General features: G+C 51.8%; 8 protein-coding genes. 3 read left to right on the top strand and 5 right to left on the bottom strand.

All coding sequences use genetic code 11. The features are described from left to right. The first annotated feature begins 8 nt into the window (after positions 1 to 8). The 3 genes from Q1A04_RS01870 to Q1A04_RS01860 all read left to right on the top strand — a co-directional run bounded on the left by Q1A04_RS01870 (position 9) and on the right by Q1A04_RS01860 (position 7,278). Positions 9 to 3,770 carry an efflux RND transporter permease subunit gene (locus Q1A04_RS01870; protein ID WP_299700389.1) on the top strand — a complete coding sequence of 1,254 codons (3,762 nt, stop codon included), beginning with the start codon at positions 9 to 11 and terminating at the stop codon, positions 3,768 to 3,770. Then, positions 3,767 to 5,206: a TolC family protein gene (locus tag Q1A04_RS01865; protein WP_299700386.1), complete on the top strand. Its 1,440-nt coding sequence runs from the start codon at positions 3,767 to 3,769 to the stop codon at positions 5,204 to 5,206. The genes Q1A04_RS01870 and Q1A04_RS01865 overlap by 4 nt, the downstream gene beginning before the upstream one ends. Positions 5,207 to 5,505: 299 nt before the next feature. Further along, the gene (locus Q1A04_RS01860; RefSeq protein WP_299700383.1) at positions 5,506 to 7,278 is read left to right on the top strand and encodes an efflux RND transporter periplasmic adaptor subunit; all 1,773 of its coding nucleotides are present in this window, start codon (positions 5,506 to 5,508) and stop codon (positions 7,276 to 7,278) included. A 100-nt stretch (positions 7,279 to 7,378) separates the two neighbouring features. Here the strand turns inward: Q1A04_RS01860 and Q1A04_RS01855 are convergent, their stop codons facing one another. From Q1A04_RS01855 to Q1A04_RS01835, 5 genes are all read right to left on the bottom strand, one after another. Further along, on the bottom strand, positions 7,379 to 7,897 hold the full coding sequence (locus Q1A04_RS01855; RefSeq protein WP_299700380.1) for a GreA/GreB family elongation factor: 519 nt from the start codon (positions 7,895 to 7,897) through the stop codon (positions 7,379 to 7,381). 132 nt (positions 7,898 to 8,029) lie between these two features. Continuing rightward, positions 8,030 to 8,902, bottom strand: coding sequence for a lytic transglycosylase domain-containing protein (locus Q1A04_RS01850; protein ID WP_299700377.1), 873 nt, complete (start codon positions 8,900 to 8,902; stop codon positions 8,030 to 8,032). Positions 8,903 to 9,229: 327 nt separating this feature from the next. Then, positions 9,230 to 10,372: an alpha/beta hydrolase-fold protein gene (locus tag Q1A04_RS01845; RefSeq protein ID WP_299700374.1), complete on the bottom strand. Its 1,143-nt coding sequence runs from the start codon at positions 10,370 to 10,372 to the stop codon at positions 9,230 to 9,232. Between the two features lie 44 nt (positions 10,373 to 10,416). Then, on the bottom strand, positions 10,417 to 11,367 hold the full coding sequence (locus Q1A04_RS01840; RefSeq protein ID WP_299700371.1) for a GNAT family N-acetyltransferase: 951 nt from the start codon (positions 11,365 to 11,367) through the stop codon (positions 10,417 to 10,419). Between the two features lie 305 nt (positions 11,368 to 11,672). Beyond that, positions 11,673 to 13,130, bottom strand: a complete 1,458-nt coding sequence (locus Q1A04_RS01835; RefSeq protein WP_299700368.1) for an NADH-quinone oxidoreductase subunit N — start codon at positions 13,128 to 13,130, stop codon at positions 11,673 to 11,675. Between the last annotated feature and the right edge of the window lie 3 nt (positions 13,131 to 13,133).

The following is a 13,133-nucleotide window of genomic DNA, read 5'->3' as shown; positions in this document are numbered from 1 at the left end:
AATAGAGCATGTTAAATAGCATAATTAAATTCTTCCTGGAACAGAAGTTGGTGACTACCCTGCTGCTGCTCCTTATTGTGGCTTGGGGTATCATGGTGGCGCCGTTCAACTGGAACGTGAACTTCTTGCCCCGTGACCCGGTACCGGTGGACGCCATACCCGACATTGGCGAAAACCAACAGATCATTTTTACCGAGTGGATGGGCCGCTCTCCGCAGGACGTGGAGGACCAGATCACCTATCCGCTTACGACTTCCCTTTTAGGTATGCCGGGCGTGAAAACCATTCGCTCCACGTCCATGTTCGGCTTCTCGAGCATCTATGTCATATTTGAGGACGATGTGGAGTACTACTGGAGCCGCTCCCGCATACTCGAAAAACTCAATTCACTGCCAGCCGACCTGCTTCCTGCCGAAACTACCCCGAAACTGGGACCTGACGCCACAGCGCTCGGGCAGGTATACTGGTATACCTTGGAGGGCCGCGACGAAGAGGGTAATCCGGCAGGCGGCTGGGACCTTCATGAGCTTCGCAGCATTCAGGATTTCTATGTGAAATACGCCTTGGCCGGAGCACAGGGCGTGGCCGAAGTGGCTTCTGTAGGAGGCTATATCAAAGAATATCAGGTTGACCTCGACCCAGTGGCAATGAAGGCCAATAACGTCTCCATGATGGAGGTGATGAGCGCCCTCAAAGCCAGCAATCAAGAGGTAGGCGCCAGCACCGTGGAAATCAATCAGGTGGAGTATCTGGTGCGCGGATTGGGCTATGTAAAGGAGATCAGCGACATTGAAGAGGCGACCGTTCGGGTGGCCAACAACGTGCCGATCCGCATACGCGATATTGGGCGGGTGAATATTGGCCCGGCTGACCGCTCCATGCTAGGCGTGCTCGACAAGAGTGGGGCCGAGGCTGTAGGTGGCGTCGTGATCGCCCGTTACGGCGACAACCCGCTGGCTGTAATCAACAATGTGAAAGCAAAACTCGACGATATTGCCGCCGGTCTGCCTTCTAAGAAACTGGCTGACGGGCGTGTTTCCAAAGTAACAGTGGTGCCTTTCTATGACCGGACGCAGCTGATCAACGAAACACTCGGGACGCTCAACACCGCCATCATCCTGCAGATTCTGATCACCATTATCGTGATCATCGTGATGGTCTATAACCTTCGGGCATCGCTTCTGATCTCGGCCTTGCTGCCACTGGCCGTGCTGATGACCTTCATTTTGATGAAATACTTCGGGGTAGACGCCAACATCGTTGCCCTTTCAGGTATAGCCATCGCCATCGGTACCATGGTCGATCTGGGGATTATTCTCAACGAGAACATCCTGCGACACATGGAGGAAGCTCCGCCGGGCCAGTCGCTGCTCAAGACTGTATACAACGCCACTACAGAGGTAGCCACTGCGATCTTGACGGCCGTTTCTACGACCATTGTCTCGTTCCTACCAGTGTTCACGCTGGAGGCGGCGGAGGGTAAATTGTTCGGTCCGCTCGCCTATACCAAAACCTTTGCGCTGGTAGCTTCGCTGATTTTCACTATGCTGATCATGCCAGCCTTTGCACATCTCATTTTCGGATTGAAGTCGCGCAACCTAGCGTGGAGTAAGATCCTGAACTGGGGCTTGGTGGGCTTGGGTGTAGTGGCCTTGTTCATCGTGCCACTGGCAGGTGTAACGCTGATCCTGATTGCAGCGAATAACCTGCTCAACTATTACCAACCGGAGCGCTTCAGTCGACACCATAGCCTGATTACGGTAGCCATTGCGGTACTGGCCGTGTCGTGGTTGCTGGCCACGGAATGGGTGCCACTAGGTGTGTCGGTTAGTTATTTTGTCAACTTCATTTTCATCCTGCTAGTTATCGGTTTGGTGCTGGGACTGTTCTCACTCTTCATCAGGGTCTATCCGCGTGTGTTGGGCTGGTGTCTGGCGAATAAAGGGACGTTCCTGCTGATACCGGCTATCATCATGCTGCTGGGCCTTAACATTTGGATCGGCTTTAATGGTGTATTTGGCTGGGTAGCAACGGGCTTCGATAAAGTGGGAGTGAACGTGCGCACCTCGTCGCCTTGGAGTAGTATGGTGCATACCTTCCCGGGGATGGGCAAGGAGTTCATGCCGTCGCTGGACGAGGGAGCTTTTCTGCTGATGCCGACTTCCATGCCGCATACCGGGGTGGAGGCTAACAAGCGCTACGTGCAGCAACTCGACATGCTGATCACGGCTATACCTGAAGTGGAGATGGTCGTGGGCAAAGCGGGTCGTGCGGAAACGGCGCTGGACCCGGCTCCGATGTCCATGTACGAGAACGTGATCCAATACAAGTCAGAATACATCACGGATGAAAACGGCCGTAAAGTACGCTTCAAAGTAGATGATGAAGGCGAATTCATACGCGATGAAAAAGGCAACCTGATCGAAGACAAGCGGGGCGAGTACTTCCGCCAGTGGCGCGATCACATCCGAACGCCGGACGATATCTGGAACGAGATTGTAGAGGTGGCTGAACTGCCGGGTGTGACATCCGCTCCGAAACTACAACCGATCGAAACCCGACTGGTGATGCTGCAGACCGGTATGCGCGCCCCGATGGGAGTGAAGGTATACGGCCCGGATTTGCAAACCATTGAGGACTTCAGTATGCAAATGGAGCGTCTTCTGAAAGAGGTGCCGTCGGTGAAACCGGAAGCTGTATACGCGGACCGCTCACTTGGTAAGCCCTACATGGAAATTGACTTGGACCGTCGCGCCATGGGTCGTTATGGTCTGAATGTGGCCGATGTGCAGGAGTATATCGAAGTAGCAATGGGCGGTATGGCGTTGACCACGACGGTCGAAGGCCGTGAGCGCTACTCCATCCGAGCCCGCTACGCACGCGAGTATCGCAGTGATCCGGAATCCGTGAACCGCATAATGATTTCGAATGCTAGCGGTGGTCAAATTCCACTGGCTTCCATTGCCAAAGTTGAGTTCCGTCCGGGCCCGATGATGATACGCGGCGAAGACTCATTCCTAACGGGCTACGTTCTGCTCGACAAGCGGGAGGGATTTGCCGAAGTAACGGTGGTGGAAGATGCGCAGCGCTACCTGCAGGAGAAGATCGCTTCCGGCGAACTGGTCGTGCCGGCAGGTGTGAGTTACAAATTCTCCGGGAACTACGAAAATCAGATTCGTGCCGAAGAAAGACTGGCCTTCATTGTGCCGCTTAGCTTACTTATCATCTTCCTGATCCTGTATTTCCAGTTCAGGTCTGTGAGTACGTCGCTGTTCATTTTCACGTCCATTGCCATGGCTTTTGCAGGGGGCTTCATGATGCTGTGGCTCTACAGTCAGGGCTGGTTCATGAACTTCTCCTTTGGCGAGACCAACATGCGGGAGCTCTTCCAGATGCGCACGTTCAACTTGAGTGTGGCGGTATGGGTTGGCTTTATTGCCTTGTTCGGCATCGCCACCGACGACGGCGTGGTGATGGGAACGTACCTGAAACAAAGCTTCGAGCACAACACCCCGCAAACGCGAGCCGAAGTGCGCGCTGCGGTGATGGAGGCTGGTATACGCCGCGTGCGCCCCTGCCTGATGACCACCGCCACCACTTTGCTGGCGCTTTTGCCGGTGCTCACGTCATCCGGGCGAGGCTCCGATATCATGATCCCGATGGCTATACCTTCTTTCGGAGGAATGGTAGTAGCCCTGATCACCTTGCTGATCGTGCCGGTGCTGTACAGCTGGCGCGAAGAACTCAAATTCAAAAAAGAAACTGTATGAAAAAGATACTGGCAATCTTAATCCTGTTGCTAGGGGCGATGCCCTTAGTTCAGGCGCAAACGCTGGAAGAGTATCTGGTGGAGGCAGGCGAGAACAGCCCCACGCTGAAGGCGCGCTATGCTGAGTATCAGGCGGCCCTGCAGCGTGCCCCGCAGGTGGGCGCTTTGCCAGACCCGGAGGCTTCCTTTAACTTCTTTCTGCGGCCGATGGAGCGGTTTATGGGCAATCAGGTAGGCGACATTTCGGTGATGCAGATGTTCCCGTGGTTCGGCTCCCAAAAAGCGGCCCGCGACGAAGCGAACTACATGGCGCAGATGAAATTCGCTTCCTTTATCGAGGCGAAGATCAACCTATACCACGAGGTGCGCACCATTTGGTACCAGCTATACCTGAACGATCAGGAATCGATCCTGATGGAAAAGGAACTGGAGATTATGAAGACGCTGGAGCGATTGGCACTTGCCAAGTATAAGACGGCCCCGGCGGGTGGTACTTCTGGCGCAGCAACTCCGGCTCGCGGCACAACTGGTGGAGCAAGTAGTTCTTCAGGTGCTGCCGGCGGTGGCGGCTCCGGCATGGCAGGTATGGGTGGCTCCGGTGGGAGTGCAGCTTCTGGTTCTGCCAGTGGCGGTAGTATGGCCTCGGGCGGAAGTAGCATGTCCAGTATGGGCAGTTCCGGCGGTTCTTCCATGGTGGACGTGATGTTGATTCGTCTGCAGGTGAAAGAACTGGAAAACCAGATCCTGATTCACCACGAGGCACGCAGACCGATGCAGTTTGCTTTCAACCAATTGCTGCGCCGCCGGCCAAGTATGACGGTTATCTCGGCTGACACGCTTCTTCCTGCAGAATTGCCGGCTACGCTTTCGCTAATCGAAGACTCCATCCGGACCAACCATCCGATGCTCAAAATGTATGAGTGGGACGAAAAGGCGCGAGAGTCTCAATTGCGCATGGCGCAGTTGATGGGCCGACCAATGTTCGGAGTCGGGTTGAACTACATGATCTTCAAGCCTCGCACTGACGATGGCATGCAAATGGGCGGCGAGAACATGGTGATGCCAATGGTAACCCTGACACTGCCAATTTATCGTAAAAAGTATAATGCGGCCAAGAAGGAAGCGGAGTTCTCGCAACAGGCAGCTATTTACCAGAAGGAGGCAACGGAGCGCGAGCTATTCACGGAATTGGAGAATCTGCTTTACCAGTACCAGAGCTCGGTGAGCCGGATCAATTTGCTAGAAGATCAGGTGACGCTAACGGAACAGACCATCCGACTGCTTACAACAAACTACTCGGTTTCTGGAACAGGTATAGAAGATATCATCCGCCAGCGGCAGTCGTTGCTCAGCTTACGGCAACAGCAACTGCAGGCTGTCACCGACCAAAACATCGCCGTGTCGGCTATCAACCGGATGATTCAGGGGGATAATTGAGAGTTGAAGGTATAGCATTAATTAGCAATTGGAATGATTGTATGCTAAGGTTATTTCATTCTAGCGAATTCTCCCCTTGAGGGGAGCGCAGAGGGGTGTTTGCAATTGCGGGTGAATTTATAAATTGCCTATTGTTGGCATTTAAACCCGAATTTACACCCCTATAATCCCCTCAAGGGGATAGTCTCCGAGAATGAAAAGGCCTTGCCCCTTAGGAGGGGGTACCAATTGTACACCAGACTAGAAAAGCACTGAATCACTGAAAATCAGAAAAACATAAATTCATTATCATCAAAAAAATGAATCCAAGAAATAAAAAAATCGGAACCTACATACTCGTGGCTTTAGGCGGATTGCTGCTGGGCTGGCTGCTGTTTGGCGGACGTGGGTCGGAACAAGCGCACGATCATGAAGGTGAGGTGGCAGGCGCCACCGAGTATACCTGTTCCATGCACCCGCAAATCAGGCAGGACGGACCCGGTAAATGCCCGCTTTGTGGCATGGATCTGATCCCGGTGAGCAATGGCGGAAGTGGCGGAAAGACCAGCCGCTATGTGCTAGAGATGACGCCGGAAGCTATTGCGCTTTCTAATATTCAGACCACGAGACTGGAGATGGTGGATCCGGAGAACGAACTGGTTCTTTCAGGACGAGTAGCTCTAAACGAACAGCAAGTTTCTTCTATCACGGCCAAGTTTCCGGGGCGCATTGAGCGACTCTACGTGAACTTTACGGGACAGGAAGTGCGCCGTGGCGAGCGATTGGCTTCGCTCTATTCTCCGGAGCTAATCACCGCACAACGCGAACTGCAGGAAGCCGCCCGTGCCAAAGACCTAATGCCGGAACTCTATGAAGCTGCCCGATCTAAGCTGAAGCTCTGGAAACTTACCGACGCGCAAATCAAACGCATAGAGAACGCTTCGGACATCATCACCAATTTCGATATTTACTCCGATGCCGCCGGTGTGGTGACAGAGCGATTGGTGAGCGCCGGGGATTATGTGACCACAGGCTCTGCACTGTTTGAAGTAGCCAATCTGTCTTCGGTTTGGGTGGTGCTGGACGCTTACGAGGCTGATATGTCGTGGATAAAACAGGGTGGTAACATCACCTTTACTGTGCCGGGTATACCGGGTAAGGAGTTCACGGCCAAGGTTGCCTTTATCACGCCTGTGCTGGATGCCACAACACGTGCTATTGAGGTACGGGCCGAGGTGCAGAACCCGGGTAATCAATTGAAGCCAGGCATGTTTGCCGATGCCCGCATCAAGACGTCTACAGGCGCAAAAGTACAGTCGCTGTCGGTGCCAAGTAGTGCCGTGCTGTGGACCGGTAAGCGTTCGGTGGTGTATGTAAAAGTGAAAGGAGAGGAGATGCCAGCTTTTGAGATGCGTGAGATCACGCTGGGGCCACGCATGGGCGACAGGTATGTAGTGGAGTCTGGCTTGCAGCAAGGCGAGGAAGTAGTGACGAACGGCGTGTTTGCCGTGGATGGTGCTGCGCAGTTGCGAGGGAATTACAGCATGATGTCCCCTCCTCCGGCAGGCGGACCTAAAGCTTCAGAGGCTTTCCAATCACAGCTTACCGCGCTGGTAGACCTCTACTATACTTTGAAAAATGCGCTGGTGGCATCCGATATACCTGCGGCCCGTCAGGCGGCAGGCACTTTTGCCATGAAACTGGGTGAAGTGGACATGAACGAACTGGATGGCAAGCTGCACGACCAGTGGATGGCCTTGCTGCCAACGCTGAAATCAAATGCCGAAGCGATTCAGAAAAGCCGTGATCTGGAAAAGCAGCGGGCTGCCTTCTCGCCGCTTTCGGATCACGTGATAGAGGCTGTGAAGGTGTTTGGTATTCAGCATGAAGTAGCCTATATACAATCTTGCCCGATGGCCCTCGGCGATAAAGGCGCTTTCTGGTTGAGCGAGATCAAGGACATCCGCAACCCTTACTTCGGTGAAGCCATGCTGACTTGCGGAGAGACAGAGGAAACGTATAGGAGAGGGCAGAATGCCGGAGCTCCGGCTTCAGATCAACCCACTGCAATGCCACAGGGGCACCAGCATTAAGCTATTAATGTCATTTCGAACGCTAGTGAGAAATCTGAACGAGTATAGCACTCCAGATTTCTCCCGGTGGTCGAAATGACATTTTACTTCGCTATAGTGTTCAGTTATATCCGATCTCCATCACTTCCACTTCCTCTTCCACACGCCCTAGTTTCAGCTGCAGCTTTTGACCAACTTTAGCACCGGTGACGGCCTGTGCAATAGGGGCTACAAAACCGATCAAGCCTTGCATGACGTCGGCTTCATCTACGCCTACGATGGTGAACCTTCGTATAGTGCCGGGTTTGCCGCCGCTAATAGTGCGCAGCTTAACCGTGGCTCCGAAGCGTACTTCATCGGCGGATTGCTCCAGCGGGTCGATCACTCTGGCGCTGGCGATTCGTCCGTTTAGGGCGCTTAGTTTGCCGTTGAGAATGGTTAATTGTCGGGTACGGTCTGCCTCGTTCTCGCGATTTGCCTCTACGCTACTGCGCTCTGCTTCCATTTCTTCTAACTCAGCACGCAGTTTTTCCAATCCATGCGGACGCACGTAATTAGGCACACCCGCAGGCAGGGCGGCCCGGGGTGGAATGATGGGCGCTTCGCCCGCGTCGTCTTCTTTTACAAATGCTCTACTCATGCCCCATTATACATAAAGGGAGCGACGGATGTTTCCGCTGCTCCCTTTTAGCCTAGTGTAGATTCAGATTAGGTGTTATACCTGTATTGTCATGATAGAAATTACATAAGCAACTCTCTTAGTCTTTGAAAATTACATTGGTAACTCTAGCACGTACTCCTTACCTTCAGGTACCGTCAGCTTATACCCTCTGATCCAAGGGTTATAGAGGCGCAATGTTTTGTAGTTGATGCCTTGCTCCAATGCAAAAGCCGGAAGGTCGGTTATAGTTTTGCTGACGGTGAGTGGCTTGGTTGGCAGCGGCTTGTAGCCATGTTCCTCAGCTAAGTTGAATCCATATTTCTGAGGATTGCCCAGAATCTCCTTCAAAGCCAGAATGCGGAACATGTAGCGGGAAGTCTCGTCGTTTAGGTAGAGGTCGTAGTAATTGCTTACGCCCTGCTGTTTCATGGCACGCTCTATACCCGCCATACCGCGGTTGTAAGAGGCGGCGGCATCGGTCCATGTACCAAACTTTGCTTTGGCGGTTTTGAGGTAGCGGCAGGCCGCCAGTGTGGATTTCTGAATATGATAGCGCTCGTCTATTTCACCGTTCACCACCATGCCATAACCGCGGGCGGTGTCAGGCATTAGCTGCCAGAATCCGGAGGCACCGGCTGGAGAGGTGACGTGACTCAGCAAGCTTTCGGCGAGTGCGAGGTATACAAAGTCCTCGGGAATGTCGTTTTCCTTGAGCATTTGCTTTATTTCAGGCACGTAGCGCTGCATACGCTTAAGGGCTAGCAGGGTGCTGGTGTGCAGGTAGGAGTTGGCTAGCAGTTCTCGGTCGAGGCGTTCGGCTACATCGGGCATATGAAGGGGCACGGGCTCGCCTGCAAATGTAATAGCATCAGGCAGGGCGGGAGAGCTGAACATCTGCCTGTTGGTTTCAAATGTCCTGTCGTTGCCCTCGTTTGGCGTGGCATTCAACTTGAGGGTATTCTCACCGCTTAATTGTAAAATCATTAGCGGTGCCACTAATATCCATCCGTACTTTAAAAACTTCTGTCCCATAGCTTGCTCCTTTCTTTTTACCTGTATCTAAAACCCGAAAATTGTAATTGAATTGTGTATCAAGGTAAGGAAAAATGCAATAGGATGCCACGGGATTGGGATGTATTTAGATTAAAAAATGACCTTTACAGATTTTTACTAGGTCATAAATTGCCTTTATACACCATTTAAGGTAGGATTAGAGTGGAAATAAAGCCTAAGATTAAACCAGCAGGAGGATTGTCTAATATATAGGTTTATTAATATTTATTTCAGGGATAGCAAATTGGCTTTTCAGCCTTATTTACCTAGCAAAAACCTTAGTGCCTTTGGCATGCGCATAGCCCATGCTGCTTCATTGTGCTGTGCCTTTTCATCCAATACCCACAAGTAGTCTTTGCCCTCACGATAGCCTTGCGCCTTCAGGACCTGCAGCATCTCGTCTATTCCCGGTTGTAGACGGGCTTCCAAGTCAACACCCCCATTGTCGATGTAGAATTTAAGCTTCTTCTTTTTACCCGTATAGGTCTGTACCTCTTTCACATAATCGATGTGCATGATCTTGAAGGCGGGCGACATACAGATGGCCTTGCTAAACACATCTGGGTGTTCCCATGCCAGCATAAAGGCCATGATACCACCGGCTGAAGAGCCTCCGGTTAAGGTATGCTTGGAACCTGACTTGGTGCGGTAGGTCTGGTCAATAAGCGGCTTCACGGTGTTTACCACAAAATCCATGTAGGCATTTCCTTTGGGCCCCGGCACATATTCTTCCATGCGATCCGAAGTGTTGTAAATACCGACGATGATGGCGGGTTTTATCTGTTTGCTGCGGATCAGGCTGTCGGCTGTTTCGTCGATGCGCCAGTCCACGCCGAAAGAGCTAGTGGCCGGGTCGAACACATTTTGTCCGTCGTGCATGTACAGCACCGGGTATCGTTTGTTGCCCTTTGCGTAGCCCGGTGGCAACCACACAATCAAGTCTCGGGGTTTCAGGCTGTCGGTGCTTAGATTGTGGTGGTAGGTTACTGTGCCGGTAATACCGCCTTCAATCGGTTTGCTGGTCTTCGCTAACCAATGGTGGAGCTCGTGCTGCACTGTGGTATCTCCCTTGATTTGCAGATTGAAATTCGGCAGCGGCTTGCCTTGGTCGTCGGTGGCCTCTGTGTCCCAAGAGCCGAGCGTGAATTTATATTGTACCGACTTCTCTTTCAGGTATAGCGTCTTTTCCCATACCTGAACATCAACATATTGCAAAGCCACTTTATCAGGTTGCCAATTGCCGAGCGCTGAAGTGCCGCCGCTCAGGTATATGCGCTGCGAATCTGGTAGCGTGGGAGCGTGCACCCGGAATGTGACGCGGGTGCTATCCGGCTGCTGGTGTCCTAAGGCGATTTGGCAAAAGGTGAGCATCAAAAGAAAGGGCAACAGAAACAGTTTCATGGGGTTGGCAGCGTGTGGTTTTGCCGACAAAGATAGGGGAATTGTCACAGACAGCGGACGTCGAGCTTGAGCGGCTCATCAGGATTAAGTTCTTGCGTGCTTACTATGTAGTGACTGAAGGCATTAAGAGCGCTTTTCTGCAGGGCATGGTATACGGCATCGTTGGGCTGGCAGCAAATCTGCATGTAGTTGATGCCCTGTTGGTAAAGTTGTAGCGACACCTCCGGCAAAGTATGGATATTGTCTTGGGTCAGGTTAAAAATGGTTGTCGTCTTTAGCACAGATCCTACCAGTGGCACATACTTGTTTGTTCGGATAAACCGGTTACCAAGCCACAAGCCACCGCTTAATACCGGGCTCACGGACTTTACCTTGAGCTGGAACACTTGATGCGTGTGCCACAAGCCAATCCCACTTTCTGTCACCTCGTGGTAGTTATTCAGATTTTCGCTGTCAGAAAGAAGTGAAGCACCAAAGATAGGCTCGCCAATAGCAGTATTCTCTACACGCAGGGTACGGGCTGTTGGAAAAGTTAGATATAAAAATTCATATAGGTAGGTGTCGCGATAGGATTTGGAAAGTAAATGCAGCATAGTCAGGTTGCCCGCCCGCAGCGTGGTGAACTGAGGCTTTAACCCTTTAGGCTCAAAAAAACGTTTCCGAACACAGGTTGCTAGGTCGCGGCCAATGCCTCTGTTCCGTACGGCTGGGTCGACCAGCACATCAAATCCGAAGCCTGTCTGATGCAACTCTCCGTTTATCAGCATGGGAACCTGTGCACCTACACCTCCGGCCAGAACTTGATCGTCAGGACCAAGAACCACGTAAGCGGCGTAGTCATCAAACAAGGCTGCCCGGCTCAGGAAATGATCACGCAAAATTTCCAGCTTCACCATAAAGCCCTGTGGCGACTGGCGCTCTATTTCCAAGAGAGCTTGTTCATGTTCCAGACGATATGGTATTATCCGGAAGCCATTTTTTTTCTTGGCATTCATATCGTCTTTGTAGCTAATTGTTGTCGCTGGGCGAATTTTGAGGGTAGTGATAAGCGGTAAAAGTTTTTGTCTTTTATCTTTTAATTACGAGATTATTTATGAATAAGTGAATATTAATTTTAATTATATCGATTGTTGGTGATGTTTATTTGATGTCAAAAATTATTATAATCATGGTGCAACTGTTTCATGAGTCTTAATATGATAGCTTTTCCAGTAGAATTGTGAGTTTAGCGTCCGGCCATTTAAAAAAACAAAGCCTTTCTTTTTAGAAAGGCTTTGTGTGATGATGTTTGAGCGCCTAACTATGGAGCAGTAGACGTCACTAGCAGTCCCTGTATAATCTGCAGCAGCCCCGATGGGTACACCCCAATGTAAACCAGCAGCAAAGCCAGCACAGTGAGCGTCCCCACGCTTGCTACATAAATGGAAGGTCGCAATCTGCCGCGTGGCTGAATCTCAGCTTCGGCTTCAGGTTGTTGGAACATGACGGCAACAATGCGAATGTAGTAGAACAGACCAATCACACTATTGAGCGCCAGCATGACCACCAGCAGCCACAACTGCGTGTTCACGCCTGCCGCCAGAATGTAGAACTTTCCTACAAAGCCAGCCGTGAGCGGTATACCTGCCAGCGAGAGTAGCATAGCAGTGAAGACAGCTGCGGTCCAAGGCCTGCGCCAGAGCAGGGCGCGGTAGTCTTCGAGCTGTTCTGCGTCGCGCTCCTTGTCCGATAGCATGGCCACCACCCCGAAGGCACCCACAGTCGTGATGAAGTAAGCCACAAGGTAAAAAGTTACCGCTTCCACACCCATTTGGTTGCCGGCCAGAAAGGCCACCAATAAGTAGCCGAGGTGCGCGATGGAAGAGTAAGCCAGTATGCGTTTGACGTTGCGCTGCAGCAGGGCCAGCAGATTGCCAGCTAACATGGAGGCAATGGCCACGATGGTGAAAATCAGCACGAGTGTCGGGTAACGGAAACCATCGACTTCCATGAAAAAACGAATTAGCACACCCAGCACCCCGCCTTTGGATACCGTGGCGATGAATGCTGTCACCGGAGCCGGCGCACCTTCATACACATCCGGGGCCCACATGTGGAATGGCACGACGCTCAACTTAAAGCCAATACCAACTATCATCAGACCGAAGCCTGTTAGGAGTAGCAGCGGTAGTTCCGTGAAATTGGCAATGGCCGCAGCTATACCTGCAAACTCCATGGTGCCGGTGCTGGCGTAGACGAGCGCCATTCCGAAGAGCAGGAAAGCCGAAGAGAAAGCTGCCAGAATGAGGTATTTTATACCCGCTTCGTTAGAGCGCTCTCGGGTGCGCAGGTAGGCGATGAGAGCATAAAGCGACACACTCAGGATTTCTATACCTAAAAACAGCGAGGCAAAATGCTTGCTAATGACCAGTACGCAGGCACCGATAGTAGCCAAAAGCAGCAGCATGTAATACTCTTCTTTGCGCTCTTCCCTTTGTTCGAAATAGGCATAGGACAGCATGCTGATGAGCAGGGCTGCAAGTAGCATCATACCGATGTAAAAGACGCCAAATCCATCCACGACCAGCAGTGGCTCGATGGTATAGCGACCCACATCCCGCAGCTCAAATAGCGAGGCAAAAGCTGCCAAGAAAGATACTGCCGTAATCACATACATGATTTTATGATTGCGCCCCACGGCAATCACCAGCATGGACACCAGCACCGCAAAGGTGAGGATGAGCAGTGGCATGAGGTGTTGGAAATCAGTCAGGGTCATATC

Source organism: uncultured Pontibacter sp., assembly GCF_947499215.1.
In the GTDB taxonomy this organism is placed as follows: domain Bacteria; phylum Bacteroidota; class Bacteroidia; order Cytophagales; family Hymenobacteraceae; genus Pontibacter.
Note: the sequence above shows the minus strand (reverse complement) of the source record. Positions and strands in the feature narration are given on the sequence as shown.

Excerpts from the sequence above, each read along its gene's own strand:
- Q1A04_RS01870 (WP_299700389.1), top strand. The coding sequence starts at position 9 with ATGTTAAATAGCATAATTAAATTCTTCCTGGAACAGAAGTTGGTGACT.
- Q1A04_RS01865 (WP_299700386.1), top strand. The coding sequence starts at position 3,767 with ATGAAAAAGATACTGGCAATCTTAATCCTGTTGCTAGGGGCGATGCCC.
- Q1A04_RS01860 (WP_299700383.1), top strand. The coding sequence starts at position 5,506 with ATGAATCCAAGAAATAAAAAAATCGGAACCTACATACTCGTGGCTTTA.
- Q1A04_RS01855 (WP_299700380.1), bottom strand. The coding sequence starts at position 7,897 with ATGAGTAGAGCATTTGTAAAAGAAGACGACGCGGGCGAAGCGCCCATC.
- Q1A04_RS01850 (WP_299700377.1), bottom strand. The coding sequence starts at position 8,902 with ATGATTTTACAATTAAGCGGTGAGAATACCCTCAAGTTGAATGCCACG.
- Q1A04_RS01845 (WP_299700374.1), bottom strand. The coding sequence starts at position 10,372 with ATGAAACTGTTTCTGTTGCCCTTTCTTTTGATGCTCACCTTTTGCCAA.
- Q1A04_RS01840 (WP_299700371.1), bottom strand. The coding sequence starts at position 11,367 with ATGAATGCCAAGAAAAAAAATGGCTTCCGGATAATACCATATCGTCTG.
- Q1A04_RS01835 (WP_299700368.1), bottom strand. The coding sequence starts at position 13,130 with ATGACCCTGACTGATTTCCAACACCTCATGCCACTGCTCATCCTCACC.